This window comes from Micrococcus sp. ACRRV (assembly GCF_022346985.1).
In the GTDB taxonomy this organism is placed as follows: Bacteria; Actinomycetota; Actinomycetes; order Actinomycetales; family Micrococcaceae; genus Micrococcus; species Micrococcus porci.
The window spans coordinates 1-20,330 of record NZ_JAKRNH010000038.1; the positions used below are offsets into that span (position 1 = coordinate 1).

General features: G+C 72.2%; 19 protein-coding genes and 1 tRNA gene. 7 read left to right on the top strand and 13 right to left on the bottom strand.

Translation table 11 applies throughout. The features are described from left to right. Positions 1-279: 279 nt before the first annotated feature. Positions 280-1,584, top strand: coding sequence for an MFS transporter (locus tag MHY29_RS05835; protein WP_224355389.1), 1,305 nt, complete (start codon positions 280-282; stop codon positions 1,582-1,584). 52 nt (positions 1,585-1,636) lie between these two features. Beyond that, positions 1,637-2,434, top strand: coding sequence for an abortive infection family protein (locus MHY29_RS05840; protein WP_224355390.1), 798 nt, complete (start codon positions 1,637-1,639; stop codon positions 2,432-2,434). Between the two features lie 2 nt (positions 2,435-2,436). On the opposite strand, the gene MHY29_RS05845 is transcribed toward MHY29_RS05840, so the two are convergent. The 6 genes from MHY29_RS05845 to MHY29_RS05870 form a co-directional block, all read right to left on the bottom strand. After that, the gene (locus MHY29_RS05845) at positions 2,437-3,447 is read right to left on the bottom strand and encodes a hypothetical protein (protein ID WP_224355391.1); all 1,011 of its coding nucleotides are present in this window, start codon (positions 3,445-3,447) and stop codon (positions 2,437-2,439) included. A 155-nt stretch (positions 3,448-3,602) separates the two neighbouring features. After that, the gene (locus tag MHY29_RS05850) at positions 3,603-3,914 is read right to left on the bottom strand and encodes a hypothetical protein (protein WP_224355392.1); all 312 of its coding nucleotides are present in this window, start codon (positions 3,912-3,914) and stop codon (positions 3,603-3,605) included. Between the two features lie 233 nt (positions 3,915-4,147). Next, positions 4,148-4,963 (bottom strand): hypothetical protein, encoded by an 816-nt coding sequence (locus tag MHY29_RS05855; RefSeq protein WP_239238826.1) that lies wholly within the window; start codon positions 4,961-4,963, stop codon positions 4,148-4,150. Between the two features lie 268 nt (positions 4,964-5,231). After that, positions 5,232-5,612, bottom strand: coding sequence for a hypothetical protein (locus MHY29_RS05860; protein WP_239238829.1), 381 nt, complete (start codon positions 5,610-5,612; stop codon positions 5,232-5,234). A gap of 4 nt (positions 5,613-5,616) precedes the next feature. Further along, positions 5,617-5,976, bottom strand: coding sequence for a hypothetical protein (locus MHY29_RS05865; protein ID WP_239238832.1), 360 nt, complete (start codon positions 5,974-5,976; stop codon positions 5,617-5,619). A gap of 101 nt (positions 5,977-6,077) precedes the next feature. Next, a tRNA-Asn gene (locus tag MHY29_RS05870) sits at positions 6,078-6,149 on the bottom strand. A gap of 206 nt (positions 6,150-6,355) precedes the next feature. Here MHY29_RS05870 and MHY29_RS05875 point away from each other — a divergent pair. After that, complete coding sequence (locus tag MHY29_RS05875) at positions 6,356-7,027, top strand: PepSY domain-containing protein (RefSeq protein ID WP_239238835.1); 672 nt, start codon at positions 6,356-6,358, stop codon at positions 7,025-7,027. Positions 7,028-7,108: 81 nt separating this feature from the next. Here MHY29_RS05875 and dnaG read toward each other — a convergent pair whose 3' ends face one another. Beyond that, positions 7,109-9,031, bottom strand: a complete 1,923-nt coding sequence (gene dnaG, locus MHY29_RS05880) for a DNA primase (protein WP_239238837.1) — start codon at positions 9,029-9,031, stop codon at positions 7,109-7,111. Positions 9,032-9,098: 67 nt separating this feature from the next. On the opposite strand from dnaG, the gene MHY29_RS05885 reads away from it, so the two are divergent. Together MHY29_RS05885 and MHY29_RS05890 are read left to right on the top strand one after the other, a co-directional pair. Beyond that, positions 9,099-10,634: an anthranilate synthase component I family protein gene (locus tag MHY29_RS05885; protein ID WP_239238839.1), complete on the top strand. Its 1,536-nt coding sequence runs from the start codon at positions 9,099-9,101 to the stop codon at positions 10,632-10,634. 128 nt (positions 10,635-10,762) lie between these two features. Then, a complete protein-coding gene (locus MHY29_RS05890; protein WP_239238841.1) occupies positions 10,763-11,572 on the top strand; it encodes an NAD-dependent deacylase in 810 nt (269 codons plus the stop codon). Positions 11,573-11,579: 7 nt separating this feature from the next. On the opposite strand, the gene MHY29_RS05895 is transcribed toward MHY29_RS05890, so the two are convergent. From MHY29_RS05895 to MHY29_RS05910, 4 genes are all read right to left on the bottom strand, one after another. Continuing rightward, on the bottom strand, positions 11,580-12,860 hold the full coding sequence (locus MHY29_RS05895) for a deoxyguanosinetriphosphate triphosphohydrolase (protein ID WP_239238857.1): 1,281 nt from the start codon (positions 12,858-12,860) through the stop codon (positions 11,580-11,582). A gap of 55 nt (positions 12,861-12,915) precedes the next feature. Beyond that, positions 12,916-14,196: a tRNA dihydrouridine synthase DusB gene (dusB, locus tag MHY29_RS05900; RefSeq protein WP_239238843.1), complete on the bottom strand. Its 1,281-nt coding sequence runs from the start codon at positions 14,194-14,196 to the stop codon at positions 12,916-12,918. Between the two features lie 76 nt (positions 14,197-14,272). Then, a complete protein-coding gene (locus tag MHY29_RS05905; RefSeq protein WP_370643458.1) occupies positions 14,273-14,734 on the bottom strand; it encodes an ankyrin repeat domain-containing protein in 462 nt (153 codons plus the stop codon). A 22-nt stretch (positions 14,735-14,756) separates the two neighbouring features. After that, the gene (locus MHY29_RS05910) at positions 14,757-15,239 is read right to left on the bottom strand and encodes a hypothetical protein (protein WP_239238845.1); all 483 of its coding nucleotides are present in this window, start codon (positions 15,237-15,239) and stop codon (positions 14,757-14,759) included. 65 nt (positions 15,240-15,304) lie between these two features. Here MHY29_RS05910 and MHY29_RS05915 point away from each other — a divergent pair, with 65 nt between their 5' ends. Both MHY29_RS05915 and MHY29_RS05920 read left to right on the top strand, forming a co-directional pair. Beyond that, entirely contained in the window at positions 15,305-16,342 is a 1,038-nt protein-coding gene (locus tag MHY29_RS05915; RefSeq protein WP_239238848.1) for an LLM class flavin-dependent oxidoreductase, read from the top strand. A 69-nt stretch (positions 16,343-16,411) separates the two neighbouring features. Continuing rightward, positions 16,412-17,683: an MFS transporter gene (locus MHY29_RS05920; protein ID WP_239238851.1), complete on the top strand. Its 1,272-nt coding sequence runs from the start codon at positions 16,412-16,414 to the stop codon at positions 17,681-17,683. Between the two features lie 191 nt (positions 17,684-17,874). On the opposite strand, the gene MHY29_RS05925 is transcribed toward MHY29_RS05920, so the two are convergent. Together MHY29_RS05925 and MHY29_RS05930 are read right to left on the bottom strand one after the other, a co-directional pair. Further along, on the bottom strand, positions 17,875-19,092 hold the full coding sequence (locus MHY29_RS05925) for a hypothetical protein (RefSeq protein ID WP_239238854.1): 1,218 nt from the start codon (positions 19,090-19,092) through the stop codon (positions 17,875-17,877). An 11-nt stretch (positions 19,093-19,103) separates the two neighbouring features. Next, the coding region (locus tag MHY29_RS05930; RefSeq protein WP_370643459.1) for a glutathionylspermidine synthase family protein at positions 19,104-20,330 on the bottom strand (1,227 nt) is incomplete at its 5' end.

The following is a 20,330-nucleotide window of genomic DNA, read 5'->3' on the forward strand; positions in this document are numbered from 1 at the left end:
GGGCGATCAACTCCCATTGGGTGTCAGAGAGCATCTGGAACCGGGACATGTCCCCAGGGTCTCAGCTGACTCGTGCATCTATTCTCAGACACGCCCTAAGTGTGGAGGAGCCCTCCCGCCCCGCGGCCTCCTACCCCCAGCGACGCCAGGGCGGAACCCGGTCAAACGTCCTTTCCACCCCGGACAGCACCGGGCTGCTTCGATCTTCCGCCGGCAACTGACACGCCCAGGCTCACCCGCCTCACGTGATCCACCTCACTTCTAGGGGACACTCCCGGGGTGAGCTCACCCCTGACCGACGACACGACCGCGCCTGAGAACGCGGCGCGCGCGAAGAGGCTCGGGCACGCCCGCTGGCTCGTCGCCTCCAACGCCCTCGACGCTGGCGGCCGCTCGGCCACCGACGTGGCCATCGACGTGCTCGCCGTCCTGGCCCTCGGGGTCGGCGCAGCCCAGATGGGCGTGCTGATGACCCTCTCGGGGCTGGGCTTCCTGCTCCTCGGGGTCCCCATCGGCATCCTCGTGGACCGACACCTCAGCCCCCGCCTGCTCGTGGCCACCGACCTGGCCAAAGCGGCCCTGCTGGGCACCCTCGTGCTCGCCTGGGCCCTGGACGCGCTCACCTTCGCCCACCTGGCCGCGGTCATGGCCCTGCTCGGGGTGCTCACGGTCCTGGCCGAGACCACCCAGGCCACCCTGGTGCCCCGCGTGGTCGCTCCGGACACGGTCAGCCGGCTGGCCGCCAGGCTCGAGTCCGCCGACGCGGCCCTGGGACTGATCGTCCCGGCCGCAGCCGGCCTGCTCGTCGCCGCCCTCGGGGCCGGGCCCGTGCTGGGGATCGCGGCCGCCTTCCTGGCCACCGCCGCGCTCGTCGCATTGAAAGTGCGCATAAACCCCGCCCCCGTCACTGAAGACACGCAGGACGAGGAGACTCCCGCCGCCGCTGTAGTCCTCACCCGCTGGTCACGGTTCTGGAGCGAGGCCGCCCACGGGTGGACCACCCTGCGACGCACCCCCGTGCTGTGGCTGCTCACCCTGAACTCCATGGCCGGCAACATCGGCATGGCCCTGTTCGCCCCCATCGAGGCCGTGTGGGTGCTCACCGACCTGCAGCTCGGTCCCGAGTTCGTCGGCTTCCAGCTCACCGCCGGAGCCCTCGGCGCCCTGACCGTCTCCACCCTCGCCCCCCGTGCCATCGACACCCTGGGCGAGAAGGGATGCATCCTGGCCGGCGCCGCCGGCTGCGCCGCCGCCGTCGCACTCCACCTGGCCGCGTTCTTCGACCGCGCCCACGCCGGACCCCTGCTGCTGGCCGGCGCCGCCCTGTGGGGGTTCATGGTCGTGCTGGGCAACATCACCAGCGGCGCGATCTTCGCCCGCTCCTGCCCCGAGGGCACCCTGGGCAGGGTCACCGCGATGCGTCGCACCCTCACCCGCGGCTCCGTGCCCCTTGCCACGCTGGCCGGCGGCGCGCTCGGCGCGGCCTTCGGCCCGGGATGGGTACTGGCCGGGTGGCAGGCGATGGCCCTGCTCTCCCTCGCCTTCGCCATCGCCGCCACCCGTCTCGCGCGCCGCCCCCATTAACCCACCCACGGGCACAATCGGTCGTTTCCGCCCCTTGGTGCAAGATGTCTCCATGGAACCGAACTGGAGTGGTCGCGTCGGTCTCGCGATGCGCCGACTAATGGATGTGTCCGGCATCCCCACCCATGACGGCCTCGACGATGCGTTCGCGTCGGTTGGGATGACAATCCCCAGAGATACCCCCAGCGGCGAATCCATCACCAAGCCCCGGCGCATGCGAACTGCCTTTGAGACCGCAGACTCCAACGGACTGAAGGCCACACGACGCCTGATCTCCGCACTCGTCGATGAGCTTCGACACCGTGACGTGTTTCAGCACCCCGCCCCGGAGATTGTGGCCGCCGTTCAGGCCGTGCGGCAGCTCATCACCGAGGGCGGGGCCACCCTTACGACAGATGGCTTCATCACGACCGCTGTCGCATTCCCGACTGTCGACGCCGGACAGCGAGAAACAGTCGATCGCCTCATCGCTCGCCTTCGGCGCAACGACCAGGATCCAGCATCCATACTCGGGACAGCCAAGGACCTGCTCGAAGCCACCTCGAAGCACGTCCTGCACGAGCGAGCGCCCCAGCAGCGCCAAAAGGACATGCCGAACATCGTGTACGAAGCCATGGAGGCGCTTGACCTATCGACTAAGCCATCAAGTATCAACGGTCCGAGTGCAGGCGCGATCGCTCAGCTTCACCAACTCATTGCCCGCACGGCACAAGCGGTGACGGCCTCGCGCAATGACGGAGGTGATGGCCACGGACATCTGAACCCGACCGGTGTCTCCCCCGAGCTGGCCGAGTACGTCCGCGTCGTTACTCTCGCCGCAACCAAGTTCCTTCTCGACAACGCCACCTGAACTCACACGCCCGGCAGCGTTTCGTCCCACGGAGCCGGCCCAACGCGGCCGCACTCGGGATCAGGTACGAATTCGTTTGGCTGGCGCACTTCCATGTACAACTCCATGTGCCCACGCATCATGGGTGATGCATCTCGGCGGCCAGCGTGCACAACTTCGGCGATCCGACCGCTGGCCGTCGTGCAGTATGCACCCGCTCCCGCCCCACAGCCTGGGCACTGGCGCGAGAGGAGGTCGTCCAGTAGCTCGTCGAGCAGAATCTGCTTGTCCATCGCGGCGAGCGTTTTCGCCAGCAACGGCGGGATCAAGTCGTCTGCCATCACCACCGCCTCCCGATATGTGATGAGTTGGTCCTCCGGCACGACGTCATGACGTCGGCGCGCCCGCTTCATCTGCTTGGGAGTCAGCCAGCGATTCACTCCTGTCGACGAGACCCACGGCGGCTCGCCCCTGGACAACTGCTTCCGCAGTGGGAGGTCCTCTGCGATGACCCGGTGCGCATACGTCAGGCTCCGTTCAGCGTCCACAACGAGCCTCAACGCCTCGTCCAGTTGATCCCAGATCACCGTGAGGTCAACAGGGGTGGTGCACCCCATCAGCGCCTCACGCAGATTCATCAGCTTTCGCCCGACGCCGTCCGCCTGGCCCGCCAGCTGACTCAAGGTCGCGGCAGGCCGCCCGTACATGAGCGGGTCGAACACCTCGAGCGCCTGCTCGCCAAGGCCCGTGGCAGGTTCCTCCCATCTCCACCCGTTCACCGCGCCGGGCGGGTCACCCGAGACCGGGACAGTCCATGTCTCGATGGCAACAACGTCCAGAGCCAACGCGTCGGCGAACGGGTAAACCCGCCGCCACGGGCTAACGCCTTCGTCATTGGAGGGTGGATGGACGAGGTACCCGGGCAGGCCACGCACGTCGAGCCATTCGATCCTTGCTGGTTGAACGTCCCCATCCTTCGACCCCGCCGTGGATCCGCTTGGGCTATAGGTCCACACCTCACCCGACTCATCCACGGCCAGCTCCCAGCCCTCTCGGCGCCCGAGGATCGGCAGCAACTGGGCCTGCGGGACAAAATCGTCCAGCCCCTCGTGGCGGAGTTGGTCAACTATCCGGCGGACACGAGGGTGTCCCGCCTTCCTATCGTTTTTCCGCGGTTTCTTCGAGCGACTCAACGCTTACCCCCCAGATGGAGAACATCCTCGACAGCGGACACGCACTCTTCCCGGACCCGCTGGTAGCGCCCAGCACCCTCCTGCTGCGGATCGAAGTGCCCACCATGCCCAAGACGACCCAGAACCTCCTCCGTCTGCTCCACGATCTCCACGCCGTCGAAGTCGAAGACTCGATAACGGCTCGGGTAGCTCGCACCGTTGAGGCTCATGCGCCAACCGCCGTCGCTGACGAGCGCCAGCTGATGCCCGCTGTCCTGGTCGGCCCACCAGGCACCTGTGCGGTCTTCTTCGTAGAGGTCGAACTGCATGCGGGCCACATCGCGCACCCACCTCAAGTCCCAGCCTCGGCCCAGTCCTCGCGACCACATCCACCACACCTCCTGTTTCCGCCCAGGCCCTCACGTGAGCCCGGTCGTCAGAATGCACCAAGAGTACGCGGATTTGCAATGATCTAATCGAACCTATTGCGACTATCTTCGATATTTACCTTAATCGGCATTCCGGTAATTACCGGTGCCGGTATCCGTCGCGGCCTCGGCCCTCACCGGTCGTCGTTCGGCCGGGTGCTCCATTCGGCACCGTCAGGGGACATCTCCCACTCGATCCCCAGATCGTCGCGTCCACTGGATACCGCGACCGCCATTCGCGGTTCCGCCGGCGTTGACGAGGTGACCCGCACCTTCGCTTCGACCCCTACGACGTTCGGTACCGGCCTCAGCCCGACAGGGGCGGAGTGCCCGAGCACGTTCCCGTCGGAGTCCACGACCTTCGCCCGCACGTACTTCACGCCCTCGGTCGGGCGCTCGATCAGTTCTTCCTCGCGCTCCGTGGCGGCCCATCGCGTCCAGTCCGACTCGTCGTAGTCCAGCTCGTACGCCCCACGGTTGCCGTAAGCCTCGGGGTCCTTGTGCCGGCCGATCTTCGCGCAGCCGGCCTCGTCGACCATGCGCCGCAGCCGGGCCGTCATCATCTCCACATGCGGGTGCCACATCATCATCGGCCCCAGCCCCGGAGCCTGTTCATCCCAGACCTTGTACTCCATGCACATGGCCGCATACGGCTCCGCGGTCACGTCAGGGTGGCGGTACCAGCACGCGGGAACGATCGAGGTCCCCAGCCGGTACTCGGCCACGAACCAGTCCACCCACCGCCGCAGGTGGTTCCACGCCTGCCACTGGTGCTCAGCCTCGATCTCCCGCCACCGCGTGCCCATCCACACCGGCGGGCCTTCCTGAGCCAGCTCTGCGGCCACCTCCGGATCTACGTAAGGCAACGATGTCTCCGTTGGCCCCTCGTCCTGGAGGGGGGCTGTCTCGGACCAGTCCGGTTCGTCGTCTTCGACCCACGGCGATGCCATCAGTTCCGTCCTTCCCTCGTGTACCGGCGTGCTGGCCCGCCCAGCAGCTTCTCGAGCCGGGCGAACAGCTCCTCAACGGCCTCGCGCCCACCTGCCCCGGTCGAGCGGATGTAGCGATGCGCGGCGTCCTCGCATGTCCCGCACAGCCACACCCCGATTCCGCCGGCGGCACGGCACTCGGCGCGGTCCAGGTGCCGTCCCTCGGTGCAGTGCCACCTCGTGGAGACGGCCCGCTGGCAGACATGGCACCGCGCACCCCCGTCGTCGCTCATGCCTGACTCTGCCGGATCATCCTGGCCACGATCACGATCGTCGCCCGCCTGCGGTCCCATCCAAAGAACTCCTTCTTGCCGTCCATGATCTGATGCAGCCGCTGGTGATGGTCCCGGCACAACGGCATCAGGTCGTTGCGCGCTTCGCGGGCCTGCCACCGGCCCGCCTCGTCCTGGCCCACGCCCTTGTACGAGACGTGGTGCAGGTCCAGGGTCCCGGCCTGGGTCAGCGTGATCCCGCAGACCTGGCAGGCCGGCTCTTGGCCGGCCTGCCGGCAGTCTGCGAACCACCGCACCCGCCTGTACCCCCATGCCTGGGACCGCAGGTACCGCTTGTACTCGGCCGAGCCCGTGCGGTGCAGCCCGAACCTGCCCATGCCCTCACCGCACAGGGATCGCCGAGGCCGTCTCCGGCACCGGGTCCAACGCCGCCACGGAGTCCTCGGCCCGGTCCGCATCGGTCGGTGTGGACGGGGCCGGGTCCTTGGACTCCAGCTCGGCCAGCAGCGCCTTCGAGTACCGACCCGCAGCCTCCTTGATCTGCTTGCCGTCCTTGCGGTCCCACCAACGGGTCATCCGCATCAGGATCGGACGCCCGTTACGGTTCAGCAGGATCCCCCACCCGAACGGCAGCCGACGCAGCTCCGCAACCGAGACCACCTCGGTGTCGTGGATCTGCTCGGAGACCGAGGTGTGGTCCTTGCCGCAAGACTTAGAAGTCCGCGCGATCGCTTCCAACACGGGCGACAGTGGCGGGCACAACTGGCTCCCGCGGCCCGGTCGTCCTCCAGGCACGAAGAAGCCCCCGCACCGACATGGTCGGTGCAGGGGCCTCTGTTCGGCTCCCCCGGTTGGATTCGAACCAACAACCCTTCGATTAACAGTCGAATGCTCTGCCGTTGAGCTACGGGGGAATGTGCCGCGAACCGCCGGAGCCGTTCGGACAACGGATGGAACTCTACCAGAGCCCCCGCCCGCGTGCCACCCGGCCGCGGGGCGCCGTCGTCGCCCTGCCCGCCCCCGGGGACCGGCGGCCCTTGCCAGGCACGGCTCCGGGCGGCCTACGGTGCGAGGACATTCCCAGAACCATCAGGAACGGATCCGAAGGAGAGACGTGACCATGACCATCACGACCCTCACGCGCAAGACCGCCCTGACCGGCACGGGCATGCTGGCCGCGCTCGCCCTCGCGGCCTGCGGCACCACGGCCGACAACGGCGACGACGGCTCCGCCTCGCTGGAGGTCGACGCCTCCTCGGCAGTGGCGAGCACCCCCGCCACGGACGACGCCTCGACCACGTCAGCTTCTGCGTCGTCAGCCTCCTCCGCCCCGGCCTCGTCGACGGCCGCCGCGGCCGGCCGCGACTCGGCCACCGGCCAGGCCGACGACCCCGCCTCCGCGGTGATCGACGCGGTCCTGGAGAAGTACGGCGACGGCATCATCGTCGGGGTGGATGCCAACGACGACGACACGACCTGGGAGGTCGACGTCGTGGTGGACAAGGAGGTGAAGGAGCTGGACGTCACCGCCGACGGCGACATCACCGAGACCGACCGCGAGTCGGATCCCGAGGACGTCCAGAAGGCGAAGGACGCCGAGGTCACCGCCCAGCAGGCGCTCGACACCGCTCGAAAGGGCCGTGACGGGGTGACCCTGGACGAGATGGACCTGGACGACGACAACGGCACCCTCCAGTGGGAGGTCGAGTTCGACCGCGAGGACGGCTCCGACGGCCCCGAGGTCGAGATCGACGCCACGTCCGGCGAGGTGCTCACGGTCGACGAGCACTGACGCCGGGTGGCCGACGGACCGCCGTTTCGCGAACGAAAACGCGTCTGGGGCCGCCGTTTCGCGAACGAAAACGGGTGGGGGTCAGTCGTCGGCGCGGAGGGCCCGGCGGCGCGCCTCCAGTTCCATGAGCTCGGCGTTCAGGCGCATGAACTCGTCGTGGTCGCCCTCGGGGCCGAGGCGCTGGAGCTGTCCCAGCAGCTCCTCCTTGCGGTGCACGATCTGCAGGGAGAACAGCCGGTTCATGATGTCCCGGCAGTAGCGGTCCACGTCCTCCGGGGTGCGGGCGGGCAGGTCCCGCACGGCCAGCTCGGAGACGACGCCGGCCACCTCCCCCGGCGCGGCGTCCCGCACCGCGTCCACCCAGCGCGACGGCGTGGCCCCGGCCGTGCCCGCGACCTTCACCGCGTGGTGCACGGCCGCGTACTGCGGGATGGTGAACCGGGCCTGGTAGAACGCCGTCCACTGCTCGGCCGAGAGCAGGGTGGGGTGCTGGAGCACCACCTCGAGGGACTCGCGTTCGCGCCGGGCGGCCGGGTCCCGCGGGTCCACGGGCACGATCAGCGCGGGCCGGGGCGCGGCCGGCTCCTCACCCGGAGCCTGGCCGGCGTTCGCCCCCTCGGGGGCCCGCTCCGGGGCGGGCGTGCGCTCGGCGCTCCCGCCGGAGGGGCCGCCCCGCCGTCGTCCGCGCAGCTCCTGGGCCACGGCGCGGCTGACCACGTTGGGGTCCATGCCGAGCCAGCCGGCGAGCTCCCGCTCGTAGCCGGGGCGCAGCACGGCGTCCTTGATTCCGGCCACGATCGGCGCGGCGTGCCGCAGGGCCCCCGCCCGCCCCTCGACCGTGTTGAGGTCATAGTCCTTGAGCCCGGCGGAGATGGCGAACTCGAACAGGGGCCGGCGGGAGGCGATCAGGGCGCGCACCGCCTCGTCCCCCTGCTGCATGCGCAGGTCGCACGGGTCCAGGCCGTTCGGCTCCACGGCCACGAACGTCTTGGCGAGGAACCGGTGGTCCTCGTCGAACGCCTTGAGGGCGGCCTTCTGTCCGGCGGCGTCGCCGTCGAACGTGAAGATCACCTCGCCGCCGGTGCCGTCGTCGCTGATCAGGCGGCGGGCGATCTTGATGTGGTCCGCGCCGAACGCGGTGCCGCACGTGGCGACGGCGGTCTCCACCCCGGACAGGTGCGCAGCCATCACATCCGTGTACCCCTCGACCAGGACGAGCTGCCGCTCCTTGGCGATGGCCCGCTTGGCCAGGTCGATGCCGTAGAGCACCTGGGACTTCTTGTAGAGGGGCGTCTCCGGGGTGTTCAGGTACTTGGGCCCGGGGTCGTCCTCGAACAGCTTGCGCGCGCCGAAGCCGATCGTGTTCCCGGTCATGTCCCGGATGGGCCACAGCAGGCGCCCGCGGAAGCGGTCGTAGAGCCCGCGCTGGCCCTCGGAGAACAGGCCCGACGCGCGGAGCTCCTCGTCGCGGAAGCCCTGCTGGCGCAGGTGGTCCAGCAGCGCGGACCAGCCCTGCGGGGCGTAGCCGAGGCCGAACTGCTCGGCGTGCTCCTGCGTGAATCCGCGGCCGGTGAGGAAGTCCCGGCCGGGCTGCGCGTCGGGGGCGGCCAGGCGGGCGCGGTAGAACTCGTCGGCCACTTTGTTGGCCTCCAACAGGCGGCGACGCCGGCTGGTCTCGGCGCGGTCCGGGCCCTGGCCGTCCTCATAGTGGAGCTCCACGCCGGCGCGGGCGGCGAGCCGCTCGACCGTCTCCGTGAAGGTGGTGTGCTCCATCTCCATGAGGAAGCTGATGACGTCCCCGTGCTCGCCGCAGCCGAAGCAGTGGTAGGTCCCGACGCCGGGGCGCACGTGGAAGGACGGGGTGCGCTCGTCATGGAAGGGGCACAGCCCCTTGAACGAGCCGACGCCGGCGGAGCGCAGGGTGACGAACTCCTCCACGACGGCCTTGAGGTCGGACCGCTCGCGGACGAGGTCGATGTCCTTGCGCACGATCAGTCCGGCCATGCGGACCATTCTAGGGAGCGCGGCGACGCGTCAGCCCCGGGCGGAACCGCCGCCTACGCTGGTGCGCATGCCCACCGCGCCCGGCCGCCCCGACGCCTCCCCCGCGCCCCTACACGTGGCCGTCCGCACGCTCGACATCGCCACGCTCGCCGCGGTCGGCCACACCGCGGCCACGGCGGCCGGCGCGGTCTACGCCCACGCCGTGCAGCGCGGGACCGCCTCCTTCTGGCTGGACTCCGCCCTGCCGGACCCGGCCGAGGCGCGCTGGTCCGTGGCGGGCGACGGGCTGGACGTGCTCGGCGAGGAGGAGGGCCGCGTCCCCTCCCCGGGCCCGCGCCTGATCCGGCACGGCGACCCCGCGGACCCGGACCGGGCCTGGGCCGACCTGGCCGCCGCGGCCGCCCCGCGCGAGGTGCACGGCGGCGAGGGGCTGCCCCTGCGCGGCGGGCTCGTCGGCTGGCTGGGCTACGAGCTGGGCCTGGCAGACCTCGGCGTGACCCCGCCGCCGCCCCGTCCGGGTGACCCGGCGGCGCTGCCGGCCCAGTTCTGGGTGCGGCCCTCGCGGTACGCGGTCGCCGACCACGTCGCCGGGGCGCTGAGCTGCTGCGTCGTGTCCCTCGACGCCGACGCCGCCGAAGCGGCCGCCGACCGCTGGGAGGCGGACGTCCGCCGGGCGCTGGAGGCCGCGCGGACGTCCACCGAGGAGGTCGAGGTCGACGTCGACGCCCCGGAAGCCCCGGGCGTCTGGCGGGAGGACGGCGCCGCGTACGCCGAGCAGATCGCCCGATGCCGGGCCGCCCTGCACGCCGGGGACTCCTACGAGCTGTGCCTGACCACCCGTTTCGACGCCGACCCCGCCCTGCGCGTGGACCCGCTCGCGCTGTTCCGGGACCTGGCCGCACACCAGCCCGCCCCCTACGCCGCCCTCATGGAGCACGGCACGGGGCCGAACCGCTGGGCCGTGGTCTCGGCCTCCCCCGAACGGTTCCTGTCCGGCCGGGACGGCCGGTACAGCACCAAGCCGATCAAGGGCACCGCGGCCCGCCTGCCGGACCCGGCCGAGGACGCCGCCGCGGCCGCCGCCCTCGCCGCCGACCCCAAGACCCGGGCCGAGAACCTCATGATCGTGGACCTGCTGCGCAACGACCTCTCCCGGGTGTGCGAGCCCGGCACCGTCCAGGTCCCCGCGCTCATGGCCGTCGAGTCCTACGCCACCGTCCACCAGCTCGTCTCCACGGTCACCGGCGTCGCCCGCGCCGGCGTCGCGCCCGTGGACGTGGTCCGCTCGCTGTTCCCCGGCGGGTCCATGACGGGGGCGCCGAAGAGGCGCACGGTGGAGCTGCTCGCCGCGTGGGAGGGCTCCCCGCGCGGCGTCTACTCCGGGGCACTGGGGATGCTGGGCGCCGACGGCACGGTGGAGCTGAGCATCGTGATCCGCACGGCGGTGCTCTCCCCCACGACCCCGGACGCCCCTGCCCGGTGGAGCGTGGGCGCCGGCGGGGCGATCGTCGCCGACTCGGACGCGCACGCCGAGCACGAGGAGGTCCTGCTCAAGGCCCGCGGGCTGCGGCGGGCCCTGACGCGCGCGGCCGGGACCGCCTGAACCGCGACGGCACGGCATCCGCTCGGCCGAATCCGACCCTCCCACGCGCTCCCGGGACCCGGGAGGGTCGTCTTCGGACGAGTCAGTGACACAGAGCAGCACGGCCTGGTCGTCCCTAGGCTGGAACCATGAGCCCCACGCAGCCCTCCGACCCCGCCGCCCTGGGCGCCGTCCGTCGCCTGATCCGCAAGGCGGAGCGCCCCGTGGTGCTCACCGGGGCGGGCGTCTCCGCCGAGTCCGGCGTCCCGACCTTCCGTGACGCGCAGACCGGACTGTGGGAGCGGTACTCCCCCGAACAGCTGGCCACCGCGGAGGCCTTCGCCGCCGACCCCTCCCTCGTGTGGTCCTGGTATCTGTGGCGCGCGCGGATGGTCCGGGCCGTGGAGCCCAACGCCGGGCATCGGGCGCTGGCGGCCTGGCAGGCGCGCACACCGGCGCTGCGGATCGTCACCCAGAACGTGGACGACCTCCACGAGCGGGCCGGGGCCGACGTCCTCTCCCACCTCCACGGCTCGCTCTTCGCATTCCGCTGCGCGGAGTGCGACACCCCCGCGGACGTGGACCCGAGCGCGGTCGTCGCTCTGGCCGAGTCCGCCGCCCCCGGCTCCGAGGCGGACCTGGAGGCGCTGATGCACCTGGAGCCGCCGTTGTGCGCGGCGTGCCGGCGGGGCCGCGTCCGCCCCGACATCGTGTGGTTCGGCGAGCTGCTGCCCGAGCGCGCGTGGGGCGACGCGCAGGCCGCCCTCGAGGAGTGCGACCTCTGCGTGGTGGTCGGCACCTCGGGCGTGGTCCAGCCCGCCGCCTCGCTCCCCTTCCTGGCGCTGGGAGCCGGGGCGCCCGTCGTCGAGGTCAATCCGGACCGCACTGCGCTGAGCGACGCCATGACCCACGTGCTGCGCGGCCCCGCGGGGACCGTGCTGCCGGCGCTGCTCGGCTGAACCGGGCTCAGAGCCAGACGCGCTGGAAGGTCTCCCCGCGCACCAGGGTGCGGTGCCACTCGATCGCCGTGGAGTCCGTCAGCGAGGCCACCTGGTCGATGACCACGCGGGCGCGGGCGGCGTCGTCGGCGGCGTCCTGGAAGTCCGCGGCGAACATCGGGTCGAGGTACCGGTCCCCCGTGGTCATGAGCAGGTCCACGAGCTCGGTGAGCAGGTCGCGCTGCCGTGCGTAGAGCGGCTGACGCTGCTCGGAGGTCATCACGAACGCCGCCGCGATGCCCTTCATCACGGCGATCTCGTGCTCCGTGTGCGCGGGCACGACGACGTCGGCCGCGTGCCGGGTCAGCGGCTCGTTGCCGAAGACCTCGCGGGTGGCGTCGAACGCCGCCGTGCAGAAGCGGCCGATCAGCTGGCTGGTCATGTCCTTCATGCCGGCGAGGGCGCGGCGGGAGCCGTCCATCTCCCCCATCCACACGTCCAGGGACTCCAGGCGCGTCAGGGCGGCGTCGATCTCCTCCAGGTCACCGCCCGGCAGGTACCAGTCGCGGGTGGTCTCCAGGACGCGGGCGCGGCGCTCCCCGGGCTCGGTGATCCACCGCAGCTGGAACGCGGAGTTGACCACGCCGTCCTCGACGTCGTGCACGGAGTAGGAGATGTCGTCCGCGAGGTCCATGACCTGGGCCTCCATGGACTTCCGGGCCCCGTGCACCCCCTGCCGGAACCACTCGAACACGGGCAGGTCGTCCGCGTAGACGCCGAACTTCCTGGAGCGCTTCCCGTCGGGCCTGAGCGGGGCGTCCTCGCGCACCCACGGGTACTTGCACGCGGCGTCGAGGGCGGCGCGCGTGAGGTTCAAGCCCGCGGAGGACCCGTCCGGGAAGGACTTCTTCTGCTCCAGGCGGGCGAGCAGGCGCAGCGTCTGGGCGTTGCCCTCGAAGCCGCCAGCGGCCTCGGCGACGGCGTCGAGCGCCTTCTCCCCGTTGTGGCCGAACGGCGGGTGGCCGAGGTCGTGGGAGAGGCAGGCGGTGTCCACGAGGTCAGGGTCGCAGCCCAGGGAGCGGCCCAGCTCGCGGCCGATCTGGGCGACCTCCAGCGAGTGGGTGAGCCGGGTGCGGGAGAAGTCGTCCAGGTCCGGGGCCACGACCTGGGTCTTGGCGCCGAGGCGGCGCAGCGCGGCCGAGTGCAGGACCCGCGCGCGGTCCCGCTCGAAGTCCGACCGGTAGGAGGACTTCGGCGGCTCGGCGAGCCAGCGCCGGCGGTCCCAGTCCGTGTACCCGGGCGTGGGCACGGGCCGGCCGGCGTAGGGCGGGCGGTCGGCCGGGCCGAAGAGGGTGGGCTGCGGCTCAGCCACCGGAGACGTCCAGCTCGGCGGCGTGGATCATGGCACGCTGCTCCTCGTTGAGCTCCCGGGATTCCAGCCAGCCGTCCGGCAGGTGCGGACGCTTGGGGGCGCCGGCCCGGCCGCGGGGGCCCTCCGCGGGGGCGCCCGGGTAGGGCATGTCCCGGTCGAGGCGGTCCAGCAGCTCGCGCAGCGTGGCCAGGTCCGGCACGGTGGACAGGCCCGTGCGGACCTCCGAGCCCACGGGGTAGCCCTTGAAGTACCAGGCGACGTGCTTGCGGATGTCCCGCAGCGCCTTGACCTCGTCCCCGCCGAAGGTGTCCACGAGCAGCTCCGCGTGGCGGTAGAGGGTGTCCGCGACCATGCCGAGCGTGGGATGGAACCGCTCCGGCCGGCCCTCGAACGCGTTCTGGATGTCCCCGAACAGCCACGGCCGCCCCTGGCAGCCGCGCCCGATGACGACGCCGTCGACGCCGGTCTGCTCGACCATGGCGATCGCGTCCTCCGCGGACCAGATGTCGCCGTTGCCGAGCACGGGGATGTCCGGCAGCGCCTCCCGCAGGCGGGCGATGTCCTCCCAGACCGCCGTGCCCGAGTAGAACTGGCGGGTGGTCCGCCCGTGCAGGGCGACCGCGGCCACGCCCAGGTCGCGGGCGGTGCGGCCGGCGTCGAGGAACGTGAGGTGGTCCTCGTCGATGCCGCGGCGCATCTTCACGGTCACCGGGATGTTTTTCTTGGAGGCCTCGGTGACGGCCGCCTTCACGATCGAGGCGAACAGCTCCGACTTCCACGGCAGGGCGGAGCCGCCGCCGCGGCGGGTGACCTTGGGCACCGGGCAGCCGAAGTTCATGTCGATGTGGTCGGCCCGGTCCTCCTCGACCAGCATGCGCACCGCCGCGGCCGTGGTGACCGGGTCCACGGAGTACAGCTGCACCGAGCGCGGGACCTCGTCCGGGTCGTGCTGGATGATGCGCATGGACTCCGGCTTGCGCTCCACCAGGGCCCGGGAGGTCACCATCTCGTTCACGTACAGCCCGCCGCCGTACTCGCGGCACAGGCGGCGGAACGCGGTGTTCGTGATGCCGGCCATCGGGGCCAGCACCACCGGGACGTCCACGGTGATCGGGCCGAGCTTCAGCGGGGGCAGGTTCAGGCGGTCCGAGCGCGGGGCGGCGTGGCCGCCCTCGTGCAGCTGGTCGTCGTCGGCGATGCGGCGGCCCGCGCCGGCGGACTTGGCGTAGTGCGGGTCCACGGCGGCGTCGGGAAGGGTGTGGGAAGCAGTCATGTCCCCGCCATCATCCCACCGCCGTCAAGTCGACGGGCCGGCGTCAGCGGGCACCGCGGCGTCGACGCGCGGCCGGTCAGCGGGCCTCATCCAGCACCGCGGCGACCCGCTCCCCGCCGAACATCTGCGCGGTCTGCCGGGCGGAGGGGGTGCCGGCGTCCGGGTCGGCCCCGGCGGCCAGCAGCAGGCGCATGGAGGCGGCGTCGCCCTTGAACGTGGCGCAGGTCAGCGGGCGCTGGCCGCGGTCATTGGCCTTCTCCACGTCCGCGCCCACGCGGATCAGCATCTCCACCACGGCCGGCTGGTCGTGGTAGGCGGCCAGGGTCAGGAACGTGTCCCCCTTGCCGTTCTGCAGGTCCGGGTTCAGGCCGGCCACGATGTACGCCTCGAGCGTGTCCACGTCGCCGGTGCGGGCGGCGTCGAACATGCGCCCGGCCAGCTCGAGCATCTCCGGCGAGGGCCCTGCGCTCTCCACTGCAGGCTCGGCGGGCGGGGTGGCCGGTGCGTGCTGGCCCTGGGCGTCCTGGTGCTCGGTCATGCCCCCCAGTGTGCCCGCTCGCTCAGGCGTCTGTCCGGGTCCAGGCGACGCGCATCACGTCGTAGGCGCCGGGCTCGGCACCCTCCACGCCCTCCGGGATCACGTTCTGCATGACCATCGCGAGGGTGCCGCCCCGCAGGCGGACCGCCACCGTCCAGCCCCAGCCGGAGTACTCCATGGACACGGCGACGCCCTCGCCCTCCACGGGGTGGGCATCCCCCTCCGACGACGACGACGCCCCCTCCAGCACGCGGATCTCCGGGGCCTGGTGGAAGGAGTCGGTCAAGGCGGCGGTGACGCGGCCGGCGTCGTCGGGACGGCCGATGACGAGGTGGCCGGCCTGCTCGCCCTGGTCCGGGTGCACCCAGGTGTAGTCGAGCGCGAGCCCCGCGCCGCCGGCGACGGGCGTGAGGCGCGCGGCGGACGGGCCGGAGGAGAACTCGTCCGTGGGGTACAGGCGGAAGCCGCAGGTGCCGGTCCAGGCGGTCGCGGAGGGGAGGCTCATGCCCTCGATCCTGCCACCGGGCCCCGCCTGGGAACACCCGGAGATACTTCATCGTTGAACGAGCCATGACCACGAAGAACCTCGGATTCCTCAACTTCGGGCACTGGATCCACCGCCCGCCGGTGGACCGGCGACCCGTGGAGCCGGACGCGAAGCAGGCTCTCGACGACGTCGTCCAGATGGCGGTGGACGCCGAGGCCGCCGGCCTGGACGGCGCGTGGATCCGCATCCACCACTTCCAGCGGATGTTCTCCTCGCCGTTCCCGATCCTCACCGCCATGGCCGCGCACACCGAGCGCATCCACCTGGGCACCGGCGTGATCGACCTGCGCTACGAGAACCCCCTGTACATGGCCGAGGCGGCCGCCACGACGGACCTGCTCGCCGGCGGCCGGCTCGAGCTCGGCGTCTCCCGCGGCTCCCCCGAGGTCGCCCGGGACGGTCAGGCGCAGTTCGGCTACGAACTCGCCGACGGGCAGACCTGGTCCGACGTGGCCCGCGAGCGCGGCCGCCGCCTCCTGGCCGGCGTGCGCGGCGAGGGCATCGCGACGCCGGACCTCTCCTCCGGCTGGGCGCACAGCTCCGCACCGCTGCGCATCGAGCCGCACTCCCCCGGGCTCGCGGACCGCATCTGGTGGGGCTCCGGCACGGTGGGCTCCGCGGTGGAGGCCGCGAAGGACGGCTACGGCATGCTCTCCTCCACCCTCCTGCTGCAGGACGACGGACGGCCCTTCCACGTGCAGCAGGCCGACCAGATCGCCCGGTACCTCGAGGCGTACGAGGCCGGGGGCCACACGACCCCGGCGCGCACGGCGGTGACCCGCTCGGCGTTCGTCATCCAGGACCCCGAGGACGAGCTGTACTTCGGACGCGACCGCCACTCGCGGGACTCCTCCGGCCACCTCGACGGCGGCGCGGCCCGCTCCGGCCCCACCTACGCGGGCTCGGCGGAGGAGGTCGCGGAGCTCCTCGCCGCGGACGACGCCGTCCAGGCCGCGGACTGGGTGCTGTTCGCCAACCCGAACCAGCTCGGCGCGGAGTACAACGCGAAGCTCTTCGCGGGCTGGGCCGAGGTCTGGCGGCTGCTCGGCTGGGACTCCTGAGCGGGCGGGGCCCGCGGGTCGCGTCCCGGCCGGACGTGACGCCGTCGGAGGCGTGACACCCTGGAGCGCGTGACGTCCGACCCCGCCGACACCCCGCGCATCGACCGACGCGCCGCAACCCGTTCCCGCTGGGCCGCGACCGCGGCGTTCTTCACCAACGGCGCCCTCGCGGCCGCGATGATCCCGCACTACCCACAGGCCAAGGCCGCCTTCGGCCTCGACCCCGCGGGATTCGGGCTGCTGGTGACCGTCATGACCCTCGGCGCGGCCTGCGCGGGGCCGGCCGGCGCGCCGATCCTGCGCCGGGCCGGGTCCCGGGCCACCGTCCTCTGGGGATCCCTGGCGATCGCGGTGGTCCTCACCGGCGCAGGCCTGGCGCTGGACCTGGGCGCCCGATCCGACGCCGCGGGCCCGTGGCTGGGGGCCTACGCGGCGGCCGTGTTCGCCTCCGGCCTGTGCGACGCCGTCGTGGACACCGCACAGAACGCCCAGGGCCTGCGCGCCCAGCACGCGCTCGGCCGACCGGTGCTGACCTCGATGCACGCAGGCTGGTCCCTCGGGGCGGCCGTCGGCGCGGCGCTGGGAGCCGCCGCGGTGGGCGCGGGCGTCCCCGCCGGACTGCACCTCGGCCTCAACGGGGCCGCCTGCGTGCTCCTGCTGGCCCTGACCCTGCCCCGGTTCCTGCCGGACACCCCCGACCACGCCCCGGCCCCGGCCCTGCTGACGGCCGACGACCCCGGGCCGGAATCCGAGGCGACGCCGGCGTCGCACCGCCACCCCTGGCTCCTGCTGGCCCCCATCGTGGTGATCTCCATGGCCGGCTTCTCCGTCGAGGAGTTCGGCAACTCGTGGACGTCCCTGTTCCTCCAGGCCGAGCGTGGACTGGACCCTGCCACCGCCGGCCTGGGCGCCAGCACCCTCCTGGGCGCCCAGTTCCTCGGCCGGTTGACCGGGGATCGCGTGCTGGCCGCGCTGGGACGCACGCGCGCGCTGACCGGGGGGCTCGCCGTCGTGCTGGCGGGGCTGACGGTCACCCTGCTGGTGCCGACGCCCGCCGCGATGTTCACCGGCCTGGCGCTGGCGGGGCTGGGCTCCGCCGTCGTGGTCCCGACCGCGTTCGCGCTCGCCGACGAGGTGCCGGGCCTGCCCGCCCAGACTGGGCTCGCGGTGGTCAGCTGGCTGATGCGCCTGGCGGGACTGGGCCTGTCCCCGCTGGTCGGCCTGCTGGCCGGCGTCCTGCCGCTCACGGCCGCGCTCGGCGCATTCGTGGTGCTGGCGGCCCTGGGGACGGTGCTGGCGCTCACCCTCCGGGCCCCGCGTCTGGCCCCCGACTTCCGCTAGAGGAGCAGTCGCTTCCTCGGCACTCCACCGGGATGGAAGCGACGGTCTCCTCAGCGAAAGTCCGGGGGACGATGGCGGCGCGGCCGCGCGGACTCCGACGCCCGGGAAGACGGGCTGTTCGACCCCGAGGCCATCGAGTCCGCCAGGGAGCGGCTCGACGCCAAGCAGATCGCCCCGGAGGAGCGGGCGGGTCAGACGCCCGACGTCGGATGAACGGCGCGTCCGCGGTGCCCGGCCCCGACGGCGAGGATGAGGCCCAGCACCGCGAAGCCCACGGCCAGCAGGCCCACCCCGCCGACGCCGCCGACCACCGTGGCCCCGTAGTCCGGCTCGAACATCCACGCCAGGCTCGCCGCGGTGATCAGACCCATGACGACGGCCGTCGCTGCGTGGAGCATCCGGGCGCCGCCGGAGGCGTGCGCGGCGGCCGTCGCCGAGGAGATCGTGAAGTAGCCGCCCACGAACACGGAGAGCATCTCGATCGAGTCCTCGAACACCCCGGGCACGGCCAGGGAGACCACCAGCCAGGCGATCGCCAGCAGCGCCGAGACGACCTCGGCCGCGCGGAGCGGGGCCAGTACGGCAGACAGGTGGCCCCGCTCGGCCATCGCTGAGAGGCCGCGCGCCGTGGGGATCAGGGTGGAGCCGATCGCGCCCACGCAGGACACCACGACGCCGGCCATCACCACGGGGTGTGTCAGCGCGGCGACGGCGGCCGGGTCCTCCGAGGCGCCCAGCGCCGAGAACACCAGGAAGATCGCCGCCAGCAGCCCCAGCGAGACCGCCGCGGAGCGGCGCGGAACGCCCCGATGCGACTCCTCGGAGAGCGCGTAGACGGCGTCGAACCCCCAGAACGCGAACACGGCGAGCAGCACCGCGTGCACCCAGTCCTGCACCGTCCCCGCGGGCGGGAGCGGCGTCAGGCCCACCCGGGCCAGCACCCACGCCAGGTAGGCGGTGGCCGCCACCTGGACGAGGACCCCCGCGGTCTGGACGGCCGCCGTGATCCGCACGTTCGCCGAGGCCAGGGCGGTCGCCGCCGCGATGATGCCCGCGCCGATCAGGACCTTCACGCCCGCGCCGAGCCCGGGCAGCCACGCGTCCAGGGCGACGTAGGCAAGCCCGGAGGTCGCCACGATCCCCGTGAGGGCGAGGCACCAGCCCGCCGTCCAGCCGAGCACGGGGTGGCCCGTGACCGCCCACGAGTACACGGACCCCTTGTCCGGCTCACGCTCGTCGTTCGCGGACATCCCCGCCCACACGCCGAGGATCGGCAGCAGCGCCAGGAGGTAGGCCAGCGGCGCCCCCGAGCCCACCAGGCCGACGACGAGCGGCGCCGTCACGACGGCGGAGTAGACCGGCGCCACCGACGAGGTGGACACGGACACGGACTGGTGCGTGCTCAGCACGGGAGGCCTCCTCAGCCGTCGATGATGTTCGGGACGAACCGGCACAGGGCGTCGGTGACGGGGCCGTCCGACTCGCGGATGCCCACCCCGAAGCACTCGTCCCCGACCATCCAGGTGCCCAGCACCGGGCGGTTGGGGGCGCCGTCGGGCGCCGGGAAGTCCGGCAGGCCGTGGAACTGCTGGTACACGTGCCCCTCCGCGCCCCAGCGGCCCGCGGCGGAGCTGACGTCCCCGGCGCGGGAGCGGATCTCGATGCCCGCGCCCTCGCGGCCGTGCAGCGGCTTCCGGACCCACTCGCGCAGGCCGCCCCGGTCGTTCAGGAACGTGGGCAGCAGCAGCTCATGGCCCGGGTAGAGATGCCACAGGGCCGCGGTGAGCGCCTTGGTGGAGAGGAGCATCTTCCAGGCCGGCTCGATCCACCGGACCTCGTCGTCGAGCTTCAGCCGCGGCCCGAAGCGCTCGGTGACCATGTCCTCCCACGGGTACAGCTTGAAGATCCGGCGCAGGTACCGCAGGTCCGCGCCGACGAAGCGCAGCCGCTCCGTGTCGAAGCCGATCTGGCTCATCAGCAGGGACTCCCCCCTGACGCCGGCCTGCTCGGCGGCGTCGCGCAGCACCGCCACGGTCATGGCGTCCTCGCCGGTCTCGTCCAGCTCGGTGTGGGCGAAGTGCACGCGCGCCGGGGTCCCGTCCGCCTCCGGCGGGGCGATCCGCCGCCAGCGGTCCGTCAGCGCCTCGAAGATCCCGTTCCACTGGTCCACGGCGTCCCCGAACACGTCCTCCTTCCAGAACCACTGGCACACCGCGGCCTCCACCAGCCCGGTGGGCGTGTCCGCGTTGTACTCCAGGAGCTTGGTCGGCGCGTCCGGGCCGGAGTAGACCAGGTCGAAGCGCCCGTAGAGGCTGGGCTCCCCGGCGTTCAGGGAGTCGACGGCGAGCTGCGCCGCCTCCCGGGGGATGCCGAGTGCCCGCCACGGCGAGCCGGGGACGGACTGCTCGTCCGCGAGGAAGCGGGCGGCCTCCAGGGACATGGCGTGCAGCCGCTCCGAGGCCTGTTCCAGGTGCTCCACCTCGGCCATGGTCAGCGCGTAGCAGGCGGACTCGTTCCAGTAGTGGGTGACGGTCCCGTCCGGGTGGACGGTCTCGTCGAACACGAGCCCCTGGGAGGCGATGGTGCGCTCCCAGCCGGGGCGGGGGGCCATGACGCGGCGTTCCATGGGGTCTCCTCGGGTGCGGGC

Bases quoted from the DNA above. Each gene is read 5' to 3' on its own strand.
- MHY29_RS05840 (WP_224355390.1), top strand. From the start codon at position 1,637: ATGGAACCGAACTGGAGTGGTCGCGTCGGTCTCGCGATGCGCCGACTA.
- dusB (WP_239238843.1), bottom strand. From the start codon at position 14,196: ATGACTGCTTCCCACACCCTTCCCGACGCCGCCGTGGACCCGCACTAC.
- MHY29_RS05905 (WP_370643458.1), bottom strand. From the start codon at position 14,734: ATGACCGAGCACCAGGACGCCCAGGGCCAGCACGCACCGGCCACCCCG.
- MHY29_RS05890 (WP_239238841.1), top strand. From the start codon at position 10,763: ATGAGCCCCACGCAGCCCTCCGACCCCGCCGCCCTGGGCGCCGTCCGT.
- MHY29_RS05850 (WP_224355392.1), bottom strand. From the start codon at position 3,914: ATGCAGTTCGACCTCTACGAAGAAGACCGCACAGGTGCCTGGTGGGCC.
- MHY29_RS05855 (WP_239238826.1), bottom strand. From the start codon at position 4,963: ATGGCATCGCCGTGGGTCGAAGACGACGAACCGGACTGGTCCGAGACA.
- MHY29_RS05885 (WP_239238839.1), top strand. From the start codon at position 9,099: ATGCCCACCGCGCCCGGCCGCCCCGACGCCTCCCCCGCGCCCCTACAC.
- MHY29_RS05915 (WP_239238848.1), top strand. From the start codon at position 15,305: ATGACCACGAAGAACCTCGGATTCCTCAACTTCGGGCACTGGATCCAC.
- MHY29_RS05910 (WP_239238845.1), bottom strand. From the start codon at position 15,239: ATGAGCCTCCCCTCCGCGACCGCCTGGACCGGCACCTGCGGCTTCCGC.
- MHY29_RS05875 (WP_239238835.1), top strand. From the start codon at position 6,356: ATGACCATCACGACCCTCACGCGCAAGACCGCCCTGACCGGCACGGGC.
- MHY29_RS05860 (WP_239238829.1), bottom strand. From the start codon at position 5,612: ATGGGCAGGTTCGGGCTGCACCGCACGGGCTCGGCCGAGTACAAGCGG.
- dnaG (WP_239238837.1), bottom strand. From the start codon at position 9,031: ATGGCCGGACTGATCGTGCGCAAGGACATCGACCTCGTCCGCGAGCGG.